Source organism: Paraburkholderia aspalathi (genome assembly GCF_905220735.1).
Lineage (GTDB): Bacteria > Pseudomonadota > Gammaproteobacteria > Burkholderiales > Burkholderiaceae > Paraburkholderia > Paraburkholderia aspalathi.
In genome coordinates this window covers 1,018,598-1,037,864 of record NZ_CAJNBA010000001.1, presented here as the reverse complement: position 1 = coordinate 1,037,864, position 19,267 = coordinate 1,018,598, and the positions used below count along the sequence as shown (strand labels likewise).

Here is a 19,267-nt window from a genome sequence, read left to right as displayed (position 1 = left end):
GCGCAACGTACTCCGTGTTCAAGTCCTTCCCGCCTAAAATACAGTGTACGTCCAGCGTGAAGCAAACGGCTACCGGGCGAGATTCCATCCGCCCTCACCGGGAGGCACCGTGAAGCCAGCTACCACAGGTTCCTCGCCTGTTGCCCGCTCCGCGCCACGCATCACGGGCCTGGTCGGAGACCTGTCGGCCGGCATGGTGTCGACCTTGGTCATGCTCTGCTACGCAATGAGCCTGGGCACCCTGATCTTCAGCGCGGATCTCGCCCGTTACGCCGAGCTTGGCGTACCCACCGCCTTCATCAGTTGCGTCGTGACGGCGCTGGTGATCGCCTTGACGAGTTCGATGCGCATGAATATCGCCGGACCCGACGGCAACGCGACGGCGTTTCTTGCCGGTGTGGCGGCCGGCGTCGCGAGCAGCGTGCGCGCTAATGGCGGTACGCCGCAGACAATTCTGCTGACGGTGCTGATCGCCATCGCGCTGTGTTCCGTGGTGACAGGCGTCATTCTGTATGCGGTCGGTTCTTCGAAGCGCAGCCGTTCCCTGCAATTCCTGCCTTATCCGGTCGTAGGCGGCTTCCTGGCCGGCACGGGCTTTCTCCTGCTAGCCGGCGCGTTTCGGGTCGTGACCGGCGAGCCCTTGAACTGGCACACATTGGCGCTGGTGACGCACCTGAACTGGCTGGCATGGGCACCCGCCGTGGTGGTGTGCGCGTTAGCCACGCTCCTGTCGCGCACATGGAAACACGCTGCGGCGCTGCCGATCACGCTTGCATTCGGCGTCGCACTGTTTTACGTGCTCCTGCTTGCAGAAGGCTTGTCGATCGACGACGCTCGCAACACGGGATTATTGCTTCCGCGCGCGGCGCTGCACGCGATGCGGATTCCAGAGCTGCATCTGCCGGCATCGCTGGCGCACGGGAGCGTCGACTGGTCGGCCATCGCTGCGCACTTGCCGGAGACACTCATGGTCACGTCGATTTCGGCAATCACGATCCTGATGAATTCGACGGCAATTGGCGCGGCCACGGGCGAAGACATCGATCTGAACCGCGAAATGCGGGCGGCCGGTATCGCCAATATCGCGAGCGGGATGTTAGGCGGAATGGTCGGCTATCAGTCGTACAACCGATCGATGCTCAACGCACGCGCGGGTGCGACAAGCCGTATGGCGGGCGTATTCGCCTCCCTCGCGTGTCTGTTCGTACTGGCCGTCTCGCCGGACCTGGTGGCGCTATTTCCGGTGCCGGTGCTAGTCGGGCTGCAGCTCTTCATGGGACTACGCCTGTTGATCCAGTGGCTAGTGGGCGCATATCGCCAGCTCAACTGGCATGAGTATCTGCTGGTACCGCTGATTCTGGGCGCTATTGCGTTCTACGGCGTCGTCCCGGGCGTGGTGGCCGGCGTCATCGCCGCCTGTGTGATGTTCGCCCTGCTGTACGGACGCATCAGTTGCGTTCGGATGGAATTCGATGGCAGCACCCGCACATCGAATGTCGAGCGCAGTATCGAGGCAACCGGACGGCTTCACGAACTAGGCGCACAGGTGTGCGGAACGTGTTTGCAGGGCTTCCTCTTCTTCGGCACCGCCAATTCGATCTTGCAGCGCGTGCGCGAACGGCTAACCCAGCACGGGCCGGTACCCGTCCGCTTTGTCGTGCTCGACTTCGCTTCGACCAACGGGTTGGACGCGTCGGTATCGGTCAGCTTCGTCAAGCTCAGGCAACTGTGCGCAACGCTTGACGCAGACCTGGTGTTGACGGGGCTGCCGGCACGCTCGCGTGACCTGCTCCTGAAGACCGGCACGCTGAACCTCCGGATTCACGAGTTCGCTACGCTGGACGCCGGGCTGGAATGGGTTGAAGACACAGTTCTCGCGTCGGACTCACGCGCGCTGCCGCGCGGCGAAGAGGATTTCCAGGCGATGCTCGCGCCGCATTTCACGTCGTGCGCGCTTGAAAGGCTGCTGGCCCTTCTGGAAGTGCGCGACCTTGACGCGGGGCAGGCGGTGTTCCGTCACGGTGAGCCAGGGGACGCCATGTACTTCGTCGAGCGCGGGCGTGTCACCGTCTTACTGCCGCTTGCGGACGGCAGGTCCTTCAGATTACGTTCGTTTGGACCTGGTACCATCGTCGGTGAAATGGCGGTGTACACGCGGCAAGTGCGCAGCGCGGACGTGCTTGCTGAGGGTCCCGCGCGTGTCCGGCGTTTGACGCTCGAGTCGTTGCGCGCGCTTGAACAGGACGATCCCGAGACCGCGCAGCAAATTCATCGATTTGTCGTCAAGGTCATGGCGTCACGGCTAGCTCTCGCTGACGAGGCGTTGCGCGCGGCGCACTGAGATTGCCATTGGAAGTAAAGCAACCATCCGCACAGCAACCCTAGCTAGCGTCCTTATATTCAAGCCGCGCGCGCAACCAGGCTATGAACTCGTTGAGATCCTTCGGCGAGGTTCGACCTGCGGCAGGCAAGGCCATCAATCCAAAGGGAAGCTGAACAAATCCCCAAGGCGCCACCAGAAGCCCTTCGTCCAGCTCCCGTCTTACAAGCCGTTTCTCGATGAGCGCCACGCCCAGACCGGACAATGCCGCCTCGATGCAAAGGTGTGTATGGGGAAACGTGATCTGGCCGCCGGTTCCAACTCTGGTGCCCGTCTGTGCCTCCCAATGCGTCCACGCACTCGATGTGAAGTCGTGCGCGATACGCGTCCCCTTTGCTGCCGAGCGCCTGTTACCCGGTGTACATACAGGCCCGAAAGCGACAGGTGCCAGCGGAATTGCACGGACACGGTCCGCCTCCGGATACGAGGTGAGATCCCACGCAATGACAAGATCAGCGCCTTCCGTCCTGATCTCTCGAGCTGAAGTCATGGACAGGCGGATCCGGATGTCCGGACGCGCGCGATAGAAATCGGCAAGGTTCGGCACCAGCCAACGCATCGCAAACGTCGCGCTGCATGCCACATGCAGGCCTGAACCCTGCACTTGGGCCTGCAACCTGGCGTAGCCGTGCTCGAGTTGCTCGAACACTGAGCTGACGAGCACATAGAGGTCCTGCCCGTGCTGATTCAGCTTCAACCCCGTGCCTTCCTTGTCGAAAAGCGCTGAGCCGACGTGCTCCTGAAGCAGCTTCAACTGACGGCTGACCGCACCGTGGGTTCGAAACAGCTCTTCGGCCGCCTTGGTCACGGAACCGTTTCTGGCCGTTGCTTCGAACGCGCGCAACAAAGATAGCGGGGGAAGTGTACGCACCTGAAAAATCCCTTCGTTAAAAAAACTGACCGATCACGCAATAAAACTCAGTTTTCGAATGCTACACGAGTGCGTATCTTCACGTTCAGTGGAAGCAAATCGGACAGTTTTTCTATCGTAAAGGAGGTTAAAAAATGAGCCGGATCGCGCAGGTCGTGGGTTACGAAGTCCTGGACAGCCGAGGCAATCCGACGGTTGAAGTCGAGATCACGTTGGACGATGGTTCGAAAGGCCGGACAACGGTGCCGTCTGGCGCTTCAACCGGGGAGCGCGAGGCCGTCGAGTTGCGGGACAACGATTCAGGCCGGTATCTGGGTAAAGGCGTCAGCGTGGCAGTCAATGCGGTCAACACCGATCTGCAGGACACGCTGATTGGCATGGACGCCACGGCCCAACGTGACATCGATCAAGCCATGATCGAACTCGACGGCACCGAAAACAAGCAACGTCTCGGCGCAAACGCGATTCTCGGTTGCTCGATGGCCGCAGCGAACGCCGCGGCCGCGTTCAGCCGGACCTCGCTGTTTCGTTATCTTGGCGGGGTGCAGGCGTCTGTGCTGCCGGTTCCGATGATCAACATCATCAATGGCGGCGCACATGCCGACAATCCGCTCGATTTCCAGGAATTCATGATCTTGCCGACAGGCGCAACATCGTTTGCCGACAGTGTGCGCATGGGGGCCGAGGTCTTTCATACGCTTCGTGGCGCGCTCAAGCGTGGGGGGTTCAATACGAATGTTGGAGATGAAGGCGGCTTCGCCCCTCCGTTGCGCACCGCTGAGGAAGCGCTCGATCTGATTGTCGCCGCAGTCGAGGAGGCGGGGTATAGACTCGGCGTCGATATCGCGCTGGCGATAGACCCGGCGTCCAGCGAGTTCTTCAGGGACGGACGCTATGTCTATCGTGGCGAAGGCACTGAGCGCAGCATCGAAGAACAAGTCGACTATCTGGCCCGACTGGTGGCCGCGTATCCGATCGTTTCTATCGAGGATGGTGTCGCCGAAAACGATTACGCCGGCTGGAAATTGCTGACGTCCCGGCTCGGCAGCCAATGCCAGCTCGTTGGCGACGATATCTTCTGCACCAACGAACGGCTGCTTCAGGATGGTATTGACGCATCCATGGGGAACTCGATACTCGTCAAGATGAACCAGATCGGCACGCTCAGCGAAACGCTGGCCACCATCAGAGCGGCCCACCGCGCCTCTTACAGCGCGGTGATTTCACATCGTTCGGGAGAAACCGAAGACGTTAGCATTGCGGATATCGCCGTCGCGACCAACTGCGGCCAGATCAAGACGGGGTCGCTTTCTCGCACGGACCGAACCGCAAAATACAACCAGTTGATCCGTATCGAGCGCGAATTGGGTTCGCAAGCAACGTTTGCTGGCGCGGCACCGTTCGCGGCTCGCTCGCTGCGTGGCACGCAAGTCGCATAACGTGCCGCGCAACATGACCGTCAAAACTGATCCACGCCCTACAACGTAGCAGTCACGCCGCCATCCACGTAAAGGATATGGCCGTTCACGAAGTTCGACGCGTCGCTCGCCAGAAACACGGCAGCGCCGACGAGATCTTCCACATCGCCCCAGCGTCGCGATGGCGTGCGTCCAATCAGCCAGTTGCTGAACGTTTCGTCCTTGACGAGCGCTTCGGTTAGCTCCGTCTTGAAGTAGCCCGGCCCAAGTCCATTGACCTGGATGCCATGTTGTCCCCAGTCGATTGCCATGCCCTTCGTCAGCATCTTCACCGCGCCTTTGCTCGCGGTGTAGGCCGCGATGTTGGGGCGGCCCAGTTCGCTTTGTACCGAACAGATGTTGACGATCTTGCCGCGCTTGCGAGCGATCATGTGCCGCGCGACCGCCTGACCGACCAGGAACACGCTGTCGACATTGGTCTTCATCAGCTCTTCCCATTGAGCATGGGAAAACTGTTCGAGCGGCGCACGGCGTTGCATGCCGGCGTTGTTGACGAGAATGTCGATCGCACCGATGTCGCGTTCGATATCGGCGATCGCAGCATCGACCTCAGTGGCCGACGTCACATCGAAACTCGCGGCATGAACAGTCGCGCCCTCATCGCGCAAACGGCTGACAGCCTCTGCGAGCCTGGTCGCATTGCGGCCATTCAGAATCACTTCAGCGCCGGCACCTGCCAATCCTTTGGCCAGCGCATAACCGATACCCGTACTCGACCCGGTAACCAGAGCACGACGCCCCGACAGATCGAACATCTTCAGATTGTTGTTCAACTCAACTCCTCTTCAACGCTAATTCGTCCGACTTCCATCCAGCACCGTCCGGCGCGCCCAGCCATTGCATGACCTCTCTCAGACCGCACGCGCTGTGCAGCGAAGCGGAAAGATGGAGCACACCCTCTTCACCGACAGGCGACTCGAGCGTTGCGAATTGATTCGCCACCAAGGTCGCTGGAAACTCATGATCCATGCGCCTGGAAACCCGTGCAACCGCTGCGGCCAAGGTGATGTCGAGAAACACGAATCTCAACCCGGCGACACGCGCGCGCATGCGCTCCCGATAGCAACGTCTCAACGCGGAACAGGACAGTACGGCCGTTCCATGCGTATCATCCACCAGCTCGGCGAGGCGGTCCAGCCACGGCTCGCGGTCACTGTCGCACAACGCGATTCCGCGACACATCTTGTCGCGGCTTTCCGCCGAGTGATGCTCGTCTCCTTCGATGAAAACGCCCTGCAGCGCCACGGCCAACTCACGTGCAAGTGTCGACTTACCCGAGCCCGACACGCCCATCACCACTATTTTATGTGTCACGTTGCAAAATCCAGCTACGTCGTCGCGGCATGCGATCCAAAGAACGGAATCGCGCCGGCCATTCAACCGGCAGCGGCGCACGGATGAAAGCGCGCCGCTGCATCACACACTTTCCGCCTTAGGACACCGGCGTGAACTTGAGCTGGTCGATCGGCGTGACCTTGTCGGTTCGGGTCAGGCCATAAGGCGTCTTCGGTCCGAGCCACTTGTCGAAGATACCGCTCATCTCGCCGCTCTGCTCCATCGAAGCCAGGGCCTTGTTGACCGCGCTCAGCATGGCCGGCTCGTTCTGGCGCAAGCCAACCGCGATCGGCTCGATCAGCATCGGTTCCGATGCGATCGCCACCGCGCCGTCCGTGCCATCCACCTGCTTCGCGATCTTCGTGGCAGTCATCTGATTGGTCACGAAGCCTTTGACCTTGTTCTGCTCGAGTGCGAGAAACGCCGAGCTGGTATCGTGAAAGGTCACCGCCTGGCCATCCTTGATCGAAATTGGAATCGACTGAGCAGACGTTGAGCCGTCGGCAGCGCTGATCTTCTGGCCTGCGAAATCGGTCAGCTTCTTGCTAGCATCGGCCTTCTTCACGACAAGAACTTCCTTGGTGGAGTAGTACGAGTCGCTAAAGGCAATCTGCGTAGCGCGAGTTTTGGTGTAGGCCAGGTTGGCGACCACAATGTCAACGCGCCCCAGCTTCAATTGCGGAATGCGCGCCTCGACAGCCAACGGTTCGAGCTTCGCCTTCACGCCCAACTGTTTCGCCACCGCGTTGCACAGGTCGACGTCCATGCCTTCGAGCTGGCGCGTCTGCGCATTCGGATACGAGAACGGCTCAACGTTCGAATACACACCACAGCTCAACTCGCCGCGGCCCTTGATATCGGCCAATTGATCAGCATGTGCCGGGGCAATCGATGCAACCGCGCCGCCAACGACCAACATCCCCGCGAAAATCTTCTTTACCTGCATCGTGATGCTCCTGAAGTTTATGTGTAAAGCAATCGACTGCTGATCAACGGTGGTCAAACCGAATCTGAATCTGAACCTGTATCTGTGCCGCGAAGGCCATACCGCCTTGCTTGCTTCAATGCTTGCCTCAATGCGAGCGAAGATCGGACAGGAATCGCTGCGCCCGCTCGTGTTTCGGGCGCAAGAAAAATTCCTCCGGCTCAGCCGTTTCGAGAATCTTCCCTGCGTCCATAAACCAGACGCGATCGGCAACCTCGCGCGCAAACCCCATCTCGTGCGTGACGCACATCATCGTCATGCCTTCCTGCGCGAGGCTCTTCATCACGTTCAACACTTCGCCGACCATCTCGGGATCGAGCGCGCTGGTAGGTTCGTCGAACAACATTGCCGGCGGATCCATCGCCAATGCTCTCGCAATCGCGACTCGCTGCTGCTGGCCACCGGACAATTGCGGCGGAAACGCACTGGCCTTGTTCGACAGACCGACACGCGCGAGTAATTCAGCTGCTTTACGTTCCGCATCCGCGCGCTTGAGGCCGTGCACTCGCATCGGCGAAAGCGTGATGTTGTCCAGCACCGACAGATGCGGAAACAGGTTGAATTGCTGAAACACGAAGCCGACACGGCTGCGGTAAGCATTCAGACCCAGCTTCTTGTCGTGAATGTTCTGACCGTCGAAGAAGATCTGCCCGCGGTTGATCTCCTCGAGCCGGTTGACGGTGCGAATCAGTGTCGACTTACCCGATCCTGATGGCCCGCAGACCACCACGACTTCACCTTTACGAACTTCGGCATTCACGTCCACGAGAGCGTGATATTCGCCGTACCATTTGTTGACGCTGGAAAACTTGATCATGCGAAATACCTCGAAGTGATTGAGCGCCTAGTTCTCGGTGGGCAGCGGATCGGTCAGCGCAACGTTGGCCGCCTTCTGGGTCCTCGATGCGACACCGGCCCGCTTGCGCGTCACGCGCCGCTCCAGATACTGCGCAAGCTGTGTGAGCGCGTAACACAGCGCGAAGTAACTCAAGGCGAGAATCAGGTACACGGGAAAGGGCTTCGTCAGCAGCCGGTTGTTGATCTGATCCGCCGCGAATGAGATTTCCTGGACGTTGATGATGTAGCCCAGCGAGGTCTCCTTGATCGTCGATACGAACTGCGTGACCATGCTCGGCACCACGTTGTAAAGCGCCTGCGGCAGGATGACTGCACGCATGGTCTTCATGTAGCTCATGCCGAGCGCTCTCGAGGCCTCGGTCTGCCCTTTCGGCAGCCCCTCGATGCCCGCACGGATGATTTCCCCGAGATAGGCCGAGTCATAGATGACGAGCGCACACAGCATCGTGACAAACCCGGTGACCGGATAGCCGGTCAGAACAGGCACGAGAAAGTAGACCCAGAAAATCACCATGAGGAGCGGGATGCCCCGCACCATGTAGACGAGACCTGTGGCCGGCGCACGCAGAAACCGGAAAGGACTGATGCGGGCCAGGGCGACCAGGATACCCAGGGGAAATGCGATGACGAGCGCTGAAAGCGACAGCAAGATCGTCAGTACGATGCCGCCTAGCGGGCCATGCGGATACTGCCCGATGAGCAGCAGTGTCCAGTTATCGCGCAGGATATCGAACATGTCACTTCACTCCCGGAATGCGGTAGTGCATCGCGATTTTGGCGCCGCACAGCATGATGACGAGGGAGAGGCCGAGATACACCGCCGTGGCGATGAAATACGATTCGAAAGACAGGAAGGTTTCGTTCTCGATCTGCCGGGTGACATAGGTCAGTTCCGCCGCGCCGATCGCCATTGCGAGACTCGTGTTCTTGAACAGCAGGACGGCGTGATTGACCATCGGCGGAATTGCATTGCGCAGCGCTTGCGGAAGCACGACGAAACGCATGACGTTCAGGAAGTTCAGACCCAGTGCTCGCGACGCTTCGTACTGACCGTAGGGAATCGCACGCAATCCGCTGCGGATATCTTCGGAGAGATAGGCCGCGCTGCACAGGCCGATCGCCACGACCGCAAAAATGAACTGACCGTTGTAGTGGTTCAGCACTGTCTGCACCGATTCCGGCAGGATGTTCGAAATGCCGAAGTACCAGAACAGGATTTGGACCAGCATCGGCACATTGCGATGGTAGGCCACGAATGATGCGACAAACGCCGTCGCGAGGCGATTGTTGGTCAGGCGGATCAGCGTGAGAAGAATGCCCACCACCAGTGAGAGTATCCACGCCAGCGCGGCCATCGCGAGGGTGAGTTCGATCCCATGGAGAAACAGCGCCCCATAGTCGCCTCGCAGCACCGTCGCCAGGTCAAAATGAAGTTTCATGTTGCACGTCCCAATGATTCGGATCGAAGCGATGATCCCGGTCTGACTCGACTCTCGGCACCATCGTCATTCCCGCGGAAGCCGTCATTGACTTCCGTGTTGAATTGATACTAGCTCGCGAAAAAAGGCTGTTGCAGAGGCCTTTCTTCTGGTGCAATAAGTTTCGGGAATGATGAATCGGAACGGCGTGCGGCAATGCGACAGGCGTGGTTGTGCATGGTGTTTGTCTCCAGTATGCGGCGCCTCTGCGGGCCCCTCATCATCAGTGGCGCGCCCCTTTGTCGGAGCGCTCACGCTTGAGAAACAACGGCGGTACTACACCGGCGCAGCATGCTGCGCCGGTCATCGCTCAGGCTGCGGCTGTCGGGCGCGCCAGTACCTGCGGGTTCACCGGTGTCGGCGGCTTGCCGGCCGCTGCGCCGTGCCCTAGAGCGGCGATCAAATTGTCTGCGCAAAGCGCGGCCATCGCGCGCCGCGTGCTGACAGACGCACTGCCGATATGCGGCGTGAGCACCACATTCTTTTGCGCAAGAAGCGCCGGGCAGATAACCGGTTCACCTTCGAATACATCCAGACCGGCCGCCGCAATGCTGCCTTCGTTCAGCGCCACCGCCAAAGCGGCATCGTCCACTACGCCGCCGCGTGCGATGTTGGTCAGCGTGGCCGACGATTTCATCTGCTTGAGCTCCGCGGCGCCAATCGCGTGATGCGAGCTGGCCGAGTAAGGCACCACGATGATCAGGTGATCCGACTCGCGCAACAGCGTTTCCTTGTCGACATAGCGTGCCTTGCAGCTCTCTTCGACATCGGGCGCCAGTTGCGAGCGATTGTGATAGATCACGCGCATGCCGAAGCCGAATGCACCACGTCGCGCAATGGCCTGCCCGATACGTCCCATGCCGAGAATACCGAGCGTCGAACCATGCACGTCGTTGCCGACGAACATGTCGTAGCGCCCGGTTTTGGTCCATTCGCCGGCACGCAGGAAATGTTCCGACTCGGTGATGCGGCGCGCCGTTGCCATCATCAACGCGAAGCCGAAGTCGGCGGTGGTATCCGTCAGGACGTCCGGCGTATTCGTCACCAGCACGCCGCGTGCAGTGCAGGCTTCCACGTCGACGTTGTTGTAGCCCACGCCGATATTGCATACCGCCTTCAACTGCGGGCAAGCGTCGAGCAAGGTCGCGTCGATGCGGTCGCTACCGGCCGTCATGGCCCCAACCTTGCCTTGCAGCCTGGCAATCAGCTCTGGTTGCGTCCAGATCGTGTCGTCAGGGTTGTCGGTCACGTCGAAGTTCGCACGCAGGCGATCGACGATGTCCGGAAATGACGCACGGGTAACCAGTACCGATGCACGCATGGAAAACCTCCTTGTTGAACTCTGGATTGCACTTACTCGTTGTGATCGGCGGGATCGCGTTTGATCGTCGTCAGCCCGCCCGGCACCTGCAGCGTGGGCAGAATTTCCATATTGCTGATGTTGACCGCGAGCGGCGCGGCGATCGCAAAGGCGATGGCGTCGGCAATATCGGACGGCAGCGGCAACTCGAAGCCGTCGATGAACTGCTTGCGCGCCGCCTCGATGTCGCCATGCACGTGGCCAAAAATATCGGTGGCGACACGGCCCGGACAGATCTCCGTCACGCGTACGCGTCTGCCGGTCGCATCCACTCGCAACTGGCGCGACAACGCATGGATGCCTGCCTTCGTCGCGGAGTAAATGGAGTTGCCGTTGAAGTTGTAGATCCCTGCGATCGAGCTGATGTTGACGATGTGACCGCGATCGCGGGCAACCATACCCGGCATGGTGAGCCGCACGATATGCAGAACGGCTTGCAGGTTGACTTCCACTTGAAGGTCGATGTCTGCGGCAGCGGCATCCAGAATCGAACCTTTCGTCGATATGCCGGCGTTATTCACGACGATATCGAACTGCACGTCCTGCGTCAGCTTCGTGACGGCCGGCAGATCGCACACGTCGATCGCGTGCGGGATGCAACCGGTTCGTTCCGCCAGCTCATTCAGACGTTCCGCGTTGCGAGCGAGCGCATGCACTTCGAGTCCTTCACGGCAGAAGCGCTCGACGATCGCAGCGCCCATTCCGGTCGAAGCGCCCGTCACCAGCGCGGTCTTGTAGTCTGAAAACGGCATGAATGACCTCTATCTATAGTTCTGAACTGTCGCCCTTTGAGGCGTGCGATAAGCCTGTTACCAATGTATACGCCGTGAAAACGCGGGGCAAAGACGGATTGGCTTTGTGGCGATAAGACTGGCTTATGGTTGGTCAATTCGAGCTGACCGGTGCAGGTTGGCCCGCTCGCGCCTAGCGTATGAGCTTCGACACCGGCACGACGCGCCCACCCGCCGATTCGATCACGCCGCGTACCGTGCGCGCGAGTTCGACCGCACCCGGCGTATCGCCGTGCAGCAGGATCGATTGGACGGCGATCTTGAGCTTGTTGCCCGTGATCGTCGTGATCGTGCCGTCTTCGAGCAGTTCCTTGACACGTGCCAGGACGGCCGCGCGGTCCTTGATGACCGCGCCTTCCAGCTTGCGCGAGACGAGCGCACCCTGATCGTCGTAGGCACGGTCGGCGAGAAACGTATTGGCCGTACGCATCCCGATGTGATCGGCAGCCCGTTCGATTTCCGTGTTCGTCGAAACGCTGATGATCAGATCGCGATCGAATTCGGCGAGCGCCCGCACCAACGGTTCAGCCAGTTCATACGATGCTGCAGCCATGTTGCCCAGTGCGCCGTGAAAGCTCATGTGCGTGACGCGATGTCCGGCCCGCTTCGCGATGCCCGCCAGCGCGCCCATCTGATACACGACGTAATTCGCCAGTTCAAGCGGGTCCGCCTGAATCTGCCGCCGGCCGAAGCCCATCATGTCGGGAAAGCCGACATGCGCGCCGACGTCGATCTGGCGCGCGAGAGCCATCCGCACCGTCTTGTCCATGATGACGGGGTCGCCCGCGTGATAGCCGCATGCGACGTTGGCGGACGAGACGATATCGAGCATCGCTTCGTCTTCGCCCATTTGATAGGGTCCAAAGCCTTCGCCCAGGTCCGCGTTCAGGTCGATTTCCACTATCCACTCTCCATTCTTTAAGCGGTCTGTGCCGGGCTATCCGCAACGGACCACACCGGCTCAGTGTCTATCTATCGATATGCGTCTACGCCGACGGCGAGAGTTCGAGCAAGGGCGTTCCGTAACCGACCGTTGCGCCATGCGCGACGCACAAGCGCATAACCATGCCATCCGCTGACGCGACCACAGGCACGCACAATTGCGCGATCTGCAGCAGGCCGACAATGTCGCCCGGTTTGACGTGATCGCCCGCGTTGACCAAAGGCGTTGAGCGCGCCGGATGCGTCGACAGAAAGATGCCGGCCGACTTTGCGGTGATGCTGACGGCCTGCGTCTGCGCCGTGTCCGCTGCGCACGCGAGTCCGCCAGGAACCACAGCCGAAACCGCCTGCGCCGACGCCGGCGCATCCGCACCGATCGAGCAAGGCGCCTGCTCCATCGTCAACCGAACCGTCGCCCCGGGCTTGCTGATTTCGATGAACTCGATATCGACTTCTGCAAGCCACGACGTGATCTGCCGAAGCTCGCCGATATCCACTTCGATTTTTTGTGTCATGTGTCAGTGTCGGGAAGGGCAAAACAGTGCAACGAGATTGCGCACCCTGACGAGATAACTGTCCAGTTCTTCCAGCGCCGTGACGGCTTCCGCGTACGTCGTCTGAGCAAAGCGAATCTTCGTACCAATACGCGCCTGCGCGAGCCGCCACAAATCGGCTTCGATCACGGTGCCGATCTTCGGATAGCCACCCGAGGGCTGCGCATCCCGCAACTGAATGATCGGCTGGCCGCTATGCGGCACCTGGATCACGCCCGGCACGATGCCGTGCGAGCGCTTTTCGATCGAATGCGTCGCGACCAGGGTGGGACCTGCGAGGCGATATCCATAGCGATCGCTCTGCGGCGTCACCTTCCACCCATCGCGCCAGAACGCTTCGAGCGATTCCGGCTCGTAGCAGTCGTATTCCGCGGCGGGCAACACGCGCACCACAGTTTCGCCAGCGTCGGCTGCAGGCAGGGACAGCGGTGCGGGCAACGAGTACTCCGGCGGCACCGTGCCGAATCCCGCGGCGAGCACAGCATCTTGCGGCACGACGCGCTCGGCGAGACCCACTGCCTTCACCACATCACCCTTCTGCAACTGACGACCGTTGAAGCCGCCGAACTGGCCGCGCAATTGCGTACTGCGTGAGCCAAGCACCACCGGTACGTCCACGCCACCCGCGAGCGACAGGTAACAGCGCGTGCCACTGGTCGGCACGCCAATTGTCAGCACGTCGCCCTGTTTCGCATGCACGGTCCACCACGGCAGCACCGGCCGGTCGCCCAGGCGCGCCGAACAATCGGCACCGGTGATGGCGAACGAAAGATCTTCAAGGAAGCGGATGCGGAAGGGAAACATCGGAATTTCGATGCCGGCCGCGTCGTCCGGATTGCCGAGCAACAGATTACCGACCGCGAGCGCCAACCGATCCATCGCGCCGGCCGTTCCGACGCCGTAGCGCAGGTAGCCTTCACGCCCCTGGTCCTGCACCGTCGCGAGCGCGGACGAAGACAAGATCTCGATCATGAAACAATCCTTTCGACGCGAAAACGGATCATGTCGCCAGGTGCGAGCGTGGCCGGGTTATCGCGCGTGGGGTCGAAGAACGACATCGATGTATGACCGATCGTGTTCCAGCCGCTCGGTCCCGTCGATGCCGAGACCCCGGTCTGCACGCCACCGATCGACACCGCGCCGCCAGGCAAGCCCAGCACCGGCACCTTGCGCCGCGGCGTGGCGATACGCGGGTCCATGCCGCCCAGATAGCAGTACCCCGGATGGCTGCCGAGCGCATAGACCGTGTAGAGCGGCGCGCAGTGCAATTGCACGACCTCATCGATAGAGAGTCCTGTGTGATTCACCACGTCTTGCAGATGCGGCCCGAACTCGCCGCCGTACTCCACCGGCAAGTCCACCACCCGCCCTTCGATCTGCAACTCGCCCGCCGCGGCCCACGCGTCGCGCAACGCGGCGCCGAGCGAGTCCGGGTCTTCGGGCGGCGTGGAAAACGTCAGCATCAGATTGGTCACGCCGGGCACCGCTTCACGCACGCCAAGCCATGATTCGACCTCGCGGGCGAGTGTCCAGATGCGGCGCTGCGCATGCAGATCGAGCGCACCCGGCGCTTCGAACAGCATGGCAGTCGTACCCAGCATGCTGATGCAAAGCGCCTGCTCCGATTCATCCTGTTTCATTGCAAGGACAGTCCTCTGTGAATCCGGACGCAGCCGTTCGACTACATCCCCGTGCGCAATCGACGCATGCTCAACAGTCAGCGTCATGTCTGTTTCCTCTTTGCGAGCCAACGCTCCAGATGATGAATATCGACGCCGCCCTCACCGAACCCTTCGTCCTCGAGCATGGCCTGATGCAATGGTACGTTGGTGCGAATGCCTTCGATGCGCATCTCCGAGAGCGCGATGCGCATGCGCGCCAGCGCCTCTTCACGGGTTGCGCCGTGGGTGATCACCTTGGCGATCAGCGAGTCGTAATACGGCGGCACGACCGCGCCGCCACTCATGTGCGAGTCCACCCGCACGCCGTTGCCACCCGGCAGTTCCCAAACGGAAATCTTCCCCGGACATGGGGCGAAGGTGAACGGGTCCTCAGCGTTGATCCGGCATTCCAGCGAATGACCAAGCGTGCGAATGTCCGGCTGACGAATCGTCAACGCGTGCCCTTGGGCGATCCGGATCTGTTCCCGCACGATGTCGACGCCCGAGGTCATTTCCGTCACGGGATGCTCGACCTGCAGCCGCGTATTCATTTCGATGAAGTAGAACTGGCCGTTCTCGAACAGGAATTCGAAAGTGCCGGCGCCACGGTAATTCGTCTGCCGGCAGGCCTCGACGCAGCGCTCGCCCACTTGCCGGATCAATTCTGGGTCGATGCCGGGTGCGGGCGCCTCTTCGAGGACCTTCTGATGCCGCCGTTGCAGCGAACAGTCGCGCGAACCGAGCCAGAGGGCATTGCCGTGCGTATCGCACAACACCTGAATTTCGACGTGACGCGGATGCTCGAGAAACTTCTCGACATAGAGTTCGGGCTTGCCGAAGGCGCGGCGTGCTTCTTCGCGCGTCACCGACACGGCTTCTAGCAACTGCTCGGGTCCCGGCACGACGCGCATGCCTCGCCCGCCTCCGCCGCCCGCCGCCTTGACGATCACCGGATAGCCGATCTCCTGCGCGACCCGCAGAATCTCCGTGGGGTCGTCCGGCAGACCGCCGTCCGGGCCCGGCACGCAGGGCACGCCGGCAGCGCGCATGGCCCGTTTGGCGGCGACCTTGTCGCCCATCGTTCGGATGGAGTCGGGCTCGGGACCGATGAAGGCCATGCCGGCAGCCTCGACCTGCGCGGCAAAATCCGCGTTTTCCGACAGGAAGCCGTAGCCGGGGTGAACCGCTTGCGCGCCACTCACGTGCGCCGCGAACAGGATCGCGGCCCGGTTCAGATAGCTCTGTCCCGGCGCGGCGGGACCGATGCACAGCGCCTCGTCGGCGAGCCGCACATAGCGCGCATCGGCGTCTGCCTCGGAATGGACGGCGACGGTTTTCAGACCGAGTTCACGGCAGGCGCGCTGGATTCGAAGCGCGATCTCGCCGCGGTTGGCAATCAGTACTTTGTTGAACATGGTCGATCAGCCGATCCGGAACAGCGGCTGCCCGGATTCCACTTCGCTGCCCGGAGCCACAAGAATCTCCAGCACGGCGCCGCTGAGTTCGGACTCGATCGCGTTGAACATCTTCATTGCCTCGATCGTGCAGAGCACCTGCCCTTCCTTGATCGTGTCGCCGGTATTCACGAAGGGCGCTTCGCCCGGCGCCGGCGTCAGATGAACGACACCGAACATGGGCGCACGAACGAATTGCGGCTCGCTGGCAGTTGCGGGGGCTGCATTGGGAGCGTCGACGGATTGCGCTGGCTCGGCGAGCGGCGCTTGAGCCCCTTGGCTCCCTTGCGTCCCCGAGGTGGACGTCACGGCTACACGTTCATCGCCCGAGGGCGCCTCAGCCCGCTTGCCGCGCCGTTTCGCCTTTACAAGCTTGACCCGTTCCTCGCCCTCGATGACTTCGAGCTTGGCCAGCGGAGAGTCCGCCAACAGGTCGATAAGCGCCTTAATCTTCTGGAGATCCATCTTTGAGTCCGTAGCCGGTTGGACGCGCGCCGGTCGATTGGCGTGCGCGAAGCACCGCTGGGGCTGTACGGCAACCCGATTCAATCTCCGGTTGCCCCGCCCGCGTGACGGCTAGCCTCGTCGCGCCGGCTCACTGCGAGCCGAGGCGATCGACGATGGACTCAATGTATCCGGCGCATAAAAAATGCGCCAAGAGGGTTTGGCTTTGTAGCGATAAGGCGCGCTTATGTATCGGCGCCGGACTCGAAACGCACGTCGAGCGCAAGGTCGCCGGCCAGTTCCAGCAAGATATCCTTGACGGCCGCGGCGGGCTCGGAAAGCGGCAAATGGTCGGACAGACAGACCGAAAGCGGAATCTTGATGACGGGTGAAACGATCCGGCATTGCACGACGTCGCCCGCCGCGGCCACGACCCGTGCTGTGGAATCGGGCAGGATGGTCGCACCGATCCCGGCGCTCACGGCGGCCGACAACGTCGACGCGGATTCGATTTCGGCCACGACCTTGGGGATCATCTGCACGCGCGCGAAACCCTCGTCGACGTACTTGCGCAGATAGTTGTATGGACGCGGCAGCAGCAAAGGCACGTCGCGCAACGCCGTCACGGCGATCTGTTCCTGCGTGATCCCCATGCTGCGCGGCGCCACGAGGAACAATTCCTCGTTCATCAGAAGCTGGAACGACAGGCCATGGACGGGCTTATCGCCATACAGCACAGCCATGTCCATACGCCCGTTCATGATCAGCTCGCTGAGCGTCGTGCCGAAATTCTCGTTGATGTAGAGCAGGATGTCCGGATGGCGGGCGCGCACGGTCCGCAACAGCGGCAGCGACAGCGCCGACGCGCCGGTGCCGGGCGCAAGCCCTACCGAAACCTGGCCTGACAGCGTCTGGCCGGCGCTCTTCACGTCGGCCTGAGCCTGTTCGTACTGGCGCAGGATCAACTGCGCGTGGCGATACAGTGTGGCGCCCGCCTCAGTGGCCGTGACGCCCCGCTTGGTGCGCACGAGCAGCTGCTGCTGGAACTCGTCTTCGAGCGTGATCAACTGCTGGCTCAGCGCCGGCTGGGCGATATGAAGCACTTCGGCGGCCTGCGTCAGGCTGCCGATATCGACGATCTTCACGAAGTACTTCAAACGCCGCAGGTTCACGGTAGTCGCGTCTCAACGTTAAGTGATGGCAACAATGATAGGGCAAGCGCCGCCCCGCGCACAGTGCTTAAAAAAACCTCACTCCCGCTTCTGCAACGCTAAAAGCGTGGCCTGTCAGCGTATTCCCGCATGGACCCCAATGGGTATATGCCGGACGCGTACGCGTACCGTCCTGTCATAAGTGGATGTTATTGCGCCAGCGGAAAGACGTCTTGGCTTGAACTTTTTCGCGCGCTTAAGGTGAAGCCTCATCAAATGCCGTTGAGGAGTCAAGTGTGAGTGCATCGCGAATTGCCGCCCGCGTCCAACGAATCAAACCTTCGCCGAGCAGCGCCGCGGCGGACCGGGCCGCGGAACTGCGGCGGCAGGGGAAGACCATCGTCAACCTCGTGGTTGGCGAACCCGATTTCGACACGCCCGCGCACATTCGCCAGGCCGCTTTCGACGCGATGGAACGCGGCGAAACGCGCTATACGCAAACCGCGGGCACACCGGCGCTGCGCGCCGCCATCGCGGCGAAACTGCAACGCGAGAACGGCCTTTCGTACGATCCCAAACACATCATCGTGACGTGCGGCGCCAAACACGCGATCTTCAACGCGCTCGCCATCACCGTTGAAGCCGGCAATGAAGTCCTGATTCCCGCTCCCTACTGGGTGTCCTACCCGGACATGGTGCTCGCCTGTGACGGCGTGCCGGTCGTCGTGCCCTGCACCGAAGCAGACAGTTTCAAGCTCACGCCCGCCACCCTCGAAGCGGCGATTACGCCCAACACGCGCTGGCTGATCATCAATTCGCCGACCAATCCCACGGGCGCAACGTATAGCGCCGCAGAACTGCGCGCGTTGGCGGATGTGCTGTTGCGCCACCCCCAGGTGCTGGTGATGATGGACGACATCTACGAACACATCCGGTTCGAAGGCGAGGCATCAGAGCACCTCTTGTCGATTGAACCCGAACTCAGCTCGCGCACCCTGGTTGTCAACGGCGTGTCCAAGACCTACGCGATGACCGGCTGGCGCATCGGCTACGCCGCCGGCCCCGCTGACCTGATCGCGGCCATGGACACGCTCCAGTCCCAATCCACCAGCAACGCCAGTTCGATCAGCCAGGCCGCAGCGCTCGCGGCGCTGAACGGCGACCAGACATTCGTGCGGCAATCGGTGCGGACTTACAAAGAACGCCGCGACCACGCACTCGAAGCGCTGAACGCGATTCCCGGCATCAGTTGCAAAACGCCAGGCGGCGCTTTCTATCTGTATGTCAATTGCGGCGGCATGATCGGCCGCACCACGCCGCAAGGCAAGCGCATCGAGGGCGACGTGGATGTCGTTCTGTATCTGCTTGAGCACGCCGGCGTCGCACTGGTTGCCGGATCAGCGTATGGCGTTTCCCCTTTCTTCCGGATGTCGATCGCGACAAGCATCGACATTATCGATGAGGGCTGCCGGAAGATTGCCGCCGCGGTCGCCGCACTGAACTGAGAGTACGGCGACGACGTGAA

Annotated in this window: 19 protein-coding genes; 3 read left to right on the top strand and 16 right to left on the bottom strand. The window is 61.2% G+C overall.

Going from position 1 to position 19,267, the window contains the following annotated elements:
- Window positions 1-109: 109 nt before the first annotated feature.
- Complete coding sequence (locus KHO30_RS04580; RefSeq protein WP_280531428.1) at window positions 110-2,341, top strand: SulP family inorganic anion transporter; 2,232 nt, start codon at window positions 110-112, stop codon at window positions 2,339-2,341.
- Window positions 2,342-2,381: 40 nt separating this feature from the next.
- Here KHO30_RS04580 and KHO30_RS04575 read toward each other — a convergent pair whose 3' ends face one another.
- On the bottom strand, window positions 2,382-3,251 hold the full coding sequence (locus tag KHO30_RS04575; RefSeq protein WP_211700167.1) for a LysR substrate-binding domain-containing protein: 870 nt from the start codon (window positions 3,249-3,251) through the stop codon (window positions 2,382-2,384).
- A 134-nt stretch (window positions 3,252-3,385) separates the two neighbouring features.
- Here KHO30_RS04575 and eno point away from each other — a divergent pair, with 134 nt between their 5' ends.
- Window positions 3,386-4,690: a phosphopyruvate hydratase gene (eno, locus tag KHO30_RS04570; RefSeq protein ID WP_211700166.1), complete on the top strand. Its 1,305-nt coding sequence runs from the start codon at window positions 3,386-3,388 to the stop codon at window positions 4,688-4,690.
- 38 nt (window positions 4,691-4,728) lie between these two features.
- Here eno and KHO30_RS04565 read toward each other — a convergent pair whose 3' ends face one another.
- From KHO30_RS04565 to nac, 15 genes are all read right to left on the bottom strand, one after another.
- Window positions 4,729-5,484: a glucose 1-dehydrogenase gene (locus KHO30_RS04565; RefSeq protein ID WP_211700975.1), complete on the bottom strand. Its 756-nt coding sequence runs from the start codon at window positions 5,482-5,484 to the stop codon at window positions 4,729-4,731.
- 19 nt (window positions 5,485-5,503) lie between these two features.
- Entirely contained in the window at window positions 5,504-6,043 is a 540-nt protein-coding gene (locus KHO30_RS04560) for a gluconokinase (RefSeq protein WP_244863939.1), read from the bottom strand.
- Window positions 6,044-6,161: 118 nt separating this feature from the next.
- The gene (locus KHO30_RS04555; protein WP_093641600.1) at window positions 6,162-7,010 is read right to left on the bottom strand and encodes a transporter substrate-binding domain-containing protein; all 849 of its coding nucleotides are present in this window, start codon (window positions 7,008-7,010) and stop codon (window positions 6,162-6,164) included.
- Window positions 7,011-7,137: 127 nt separating this feature from the next.
- Entirely contained in the window at window positions 7,138-7,866 is a 729-nt protein-coding gene (locus tag KHO30_RS04550; protein ID WP_211700165.1) for an amino acid ABC transporter ATP-binding protein, read from the bottom strand.
- 27 nt (window positions 7,867-7,893) lie between these two features.
- The gene (locus KHO30_RS04545) at window positions 7,894-8,643 is read right to left on the bottom strand and encodes an amino acid ABC transporter permease (RefSeq protein ID WP_154559404.1); all 750 of its coding nucleotides are present in this window, start codon (window positions 8,641-8,643) and stop codon (window positions 7,894-7,896) included.
- A gap of 1 nt (window position 8,644) precedes the next feature.
- The gene (locus KHO30_RS04540) at window positions 8,645-9,346 is read right to left on the bottom strand and encodes an amino acid ABC transporter permease (RefSeq protein ID WP_054033540.1); all 702 of its coding nucleotides are present in this window, start codon (window positions 9,344-9,346) and stop codon (window positions 8,645-8,647) included.
- 349 nt (window positions 9,347-9,695) lie between these two features.
- Entirely contained in the window at window positions 9,696-10,706 is a 1,011-nt protein-coding gene (locus KHO30_RS04535; protein ID WP_211700164.1) for a 2-hydroxyacid dehydrogenase, read from the bottom strand.
- A gap of 32 nt (window positions 10,707-10,738) precedes the next feature.
- Window positions 10,739-11,497, bottom strand: coding sequence for an SDR family oxidoreductase (locus KHO30_RS04530; protein ID WP_054033544.1), 759 nt, complete (start codon window positions 11,495-11,497; stop codon window positions 10,739-10,741).
- A 172-nt stretch (window positions 11,498-11,669) separates the two neighbouring features.
- Window positions 11,670-12,437 carry a LamB/YcsF family protein gene (locus tag KHO30_RS04525; RefSeq protein WP_211700163.1) on the bottom strand — a complete coding sequence of 256 codons (768 nt, stop codon included), beginning with the start codon at window positions 12,435-12,437 and terminating at the stop codon, window positions 11,670-11,672.
- An 85-nt stretch (window positions 12,438-12,522) separates the two neighbouring features.
- A complete protein-coding gene (locus KHO30_RS04520) occupies window positions 12,523-12,993 on the bottom strand; it encodes an acetyl-CoA carboxylase biotin carboxyl carrier protein (RefSeq protein ID WP_211700162.1) in 471 nt (156 codons plus the stop codon).
- A gap of 3 nt (window positions 12,994-12,996) precedes the next feature.
- Complete coding sequence (locus KHO30_RS04515) at window positions 12,997-14,004, bottom strand: 5-oxoprolinase subunit C family protein (RefSeq protein WP_200619684.1); 1,008 nt, start codon at window positions 14,002-14,004, stop codon at window positions 12,997-12,999.
- Window positions 14,001-14,672, bottom strand: coding sequence for a 5-oxoprolinase subunit PxpB (pxpB, locus tag KHO30_RS04510; RefSeq protein WP_234486745.1), 672 nt, complete (start codon window positions 14,670-14,672; stop codon window positions 14,001-14,003). The genes KHO30_RS04515 and pxpB overlap by 4 nt, the downstream gene beginning before the upstream one ends.
- 83 nt (window positions 14,673-14,755) lie before the next feature.
- A complete protein-coding gene (gene accC, locus KHO30_RS04505) occupies window positions 14,756-16,108 on the bottom strand; it encodes an acetyl-CoA carboxylase biotin carboxylase subunit (protein WP_200619682.1) in 1,353 nt (450 codons plus the stop codon).
- 6 nt (window positions 16,109-16,114) lie between these two features.
- Window positions 16,115-16,612 (bottom strand): acetyl-CoA carboxylase biotin carboxyl carrier protein, encoded by a 498-nt coding sequence (gene accB, locus KHO30_RS04500; RefSeq protein WP_211700161.1) that lies wholly within the window; start codon window positions 16,610-16,612, stop codon window positions 16,115-16,117.
- 224 nt (window positions 16,613-16,836) lie between these two features.
- Window positions 16,837-17,763 (bottom strand): nitrogen assimilation transcriptional regulator NAC, encoded by a 927-nt coding sequence (gene nac / locus KHO30_RS04495; RefSeq protein ID WP_054033557.1) that lies wholly within the window; start codon window positions 17,761-17,763, stop codon window positions 16,837-16,839.
- A 275-nt stretch (window positions 17,764-18,038) separates the two neighbouring features.
- Here nac and KHO30_RS04490 point away from each other — a divergent pair, with 275 nt between their 5' ends.
- Window positions 18,039-19,247 (top strand): aspartate transaminase, encoded by a 1,209-nt coding sequence (locus tag KHO30_RS04490; protein WP_211700160.1) that lies wholly within the window; start codon window positions 18,039-18,041, stop codon window positions 19,245-19,247.
- Window positions 19,248-19,267: the final 20 nt, after the last annotated feature.

Coding starts and splice junctions, on each gene's coding strand:
- KHO30_RS04540 (WP_054033540.1), bottom strand. CDS start 9,346: ATGAAACTTCATTTTGACCTGGCGACGGTGCTGCGAGGCGACTATGGG.
- accC (WP_200619682.1), bottom strand. CDS start 16,108: ATGTTCAACAAAGTACTGATTGCCAACCGCGGCGAGATCGCGCTTCGA.
- KHO30_RS04535 (WP_211700164.1), bottom strand. CDS start 10,706: ATGCGTGCATCGGTACTGGTTACCCGTGCGTCATTTCCGGACATCGTC.
- KHO30_RS04515 (WP_200619684.1), bottom strand. CDS start 14,004: ATGATCGAGATCTTGTCTTCGTCCGCGCTCGCGACGGTGCAGGACCAG.
- KHO30_RS04530 (WP_054033544.1), bottom strand. CDS start 11,497: ATGCCGTTTTCAGACTACAAGACCGCGCTGGTGACGGGCGCTTCGACC.
- KHO30_RS04565 (WP_211700975.1), bottom strand. CDS start 5,484: ATGTTCGATCTGTCGGGGCGTCGTGCTCTGGTTACCGGGTCGAGTACG.
- pxpB (WP_234486745.1), bottom strand. CDS start 14,672: ATGAAACAGGATGAATCGGAGCAGGCGCTTTGCATCAGCATGCTGGGT.
- eno (WP_211700166.1), top strand. CDS start 3,386: ATGAGCCGGATCGCGCAGGTCGTGGGTTACGAAGTCCTGGACAGCCGA.
- KHO30_RS04555 (WP_093641600.1), bottom strand. CDS start 7,010: ATGCAGGTAAAGAAGATTTTCGCGGGGATGTTGGTCGTTGGCGGCGCG.
- KHO30_RS04545 (WP_154559404.1), bottom strand. CDS start 8,643: ATGTTCGATATCCTGCGCGATAACTGGACACTGCTGCTCATCGGGCAG.
- accB (WP_211700161.1), bottom strand. CDS start 16,612: ATGGATCTCCAGAAGATTAAGGCGCTTATCGACCTGTTGGCGGACTCT.
- KHO30_RS04520 (WP_211700162.1), bottom strand. CDS start 12,993: ATGACACAAAAAATCGAAGTGGATATCGGCGAGCTTCGGCAGATCACG.
- KHO30_RS04550 (WP_211700165.1), bottom strand. CDS start 7,866: ATGATCAAGTTTTCCAGCGTCAACAAATGGTACGGCGAATATCACGCT.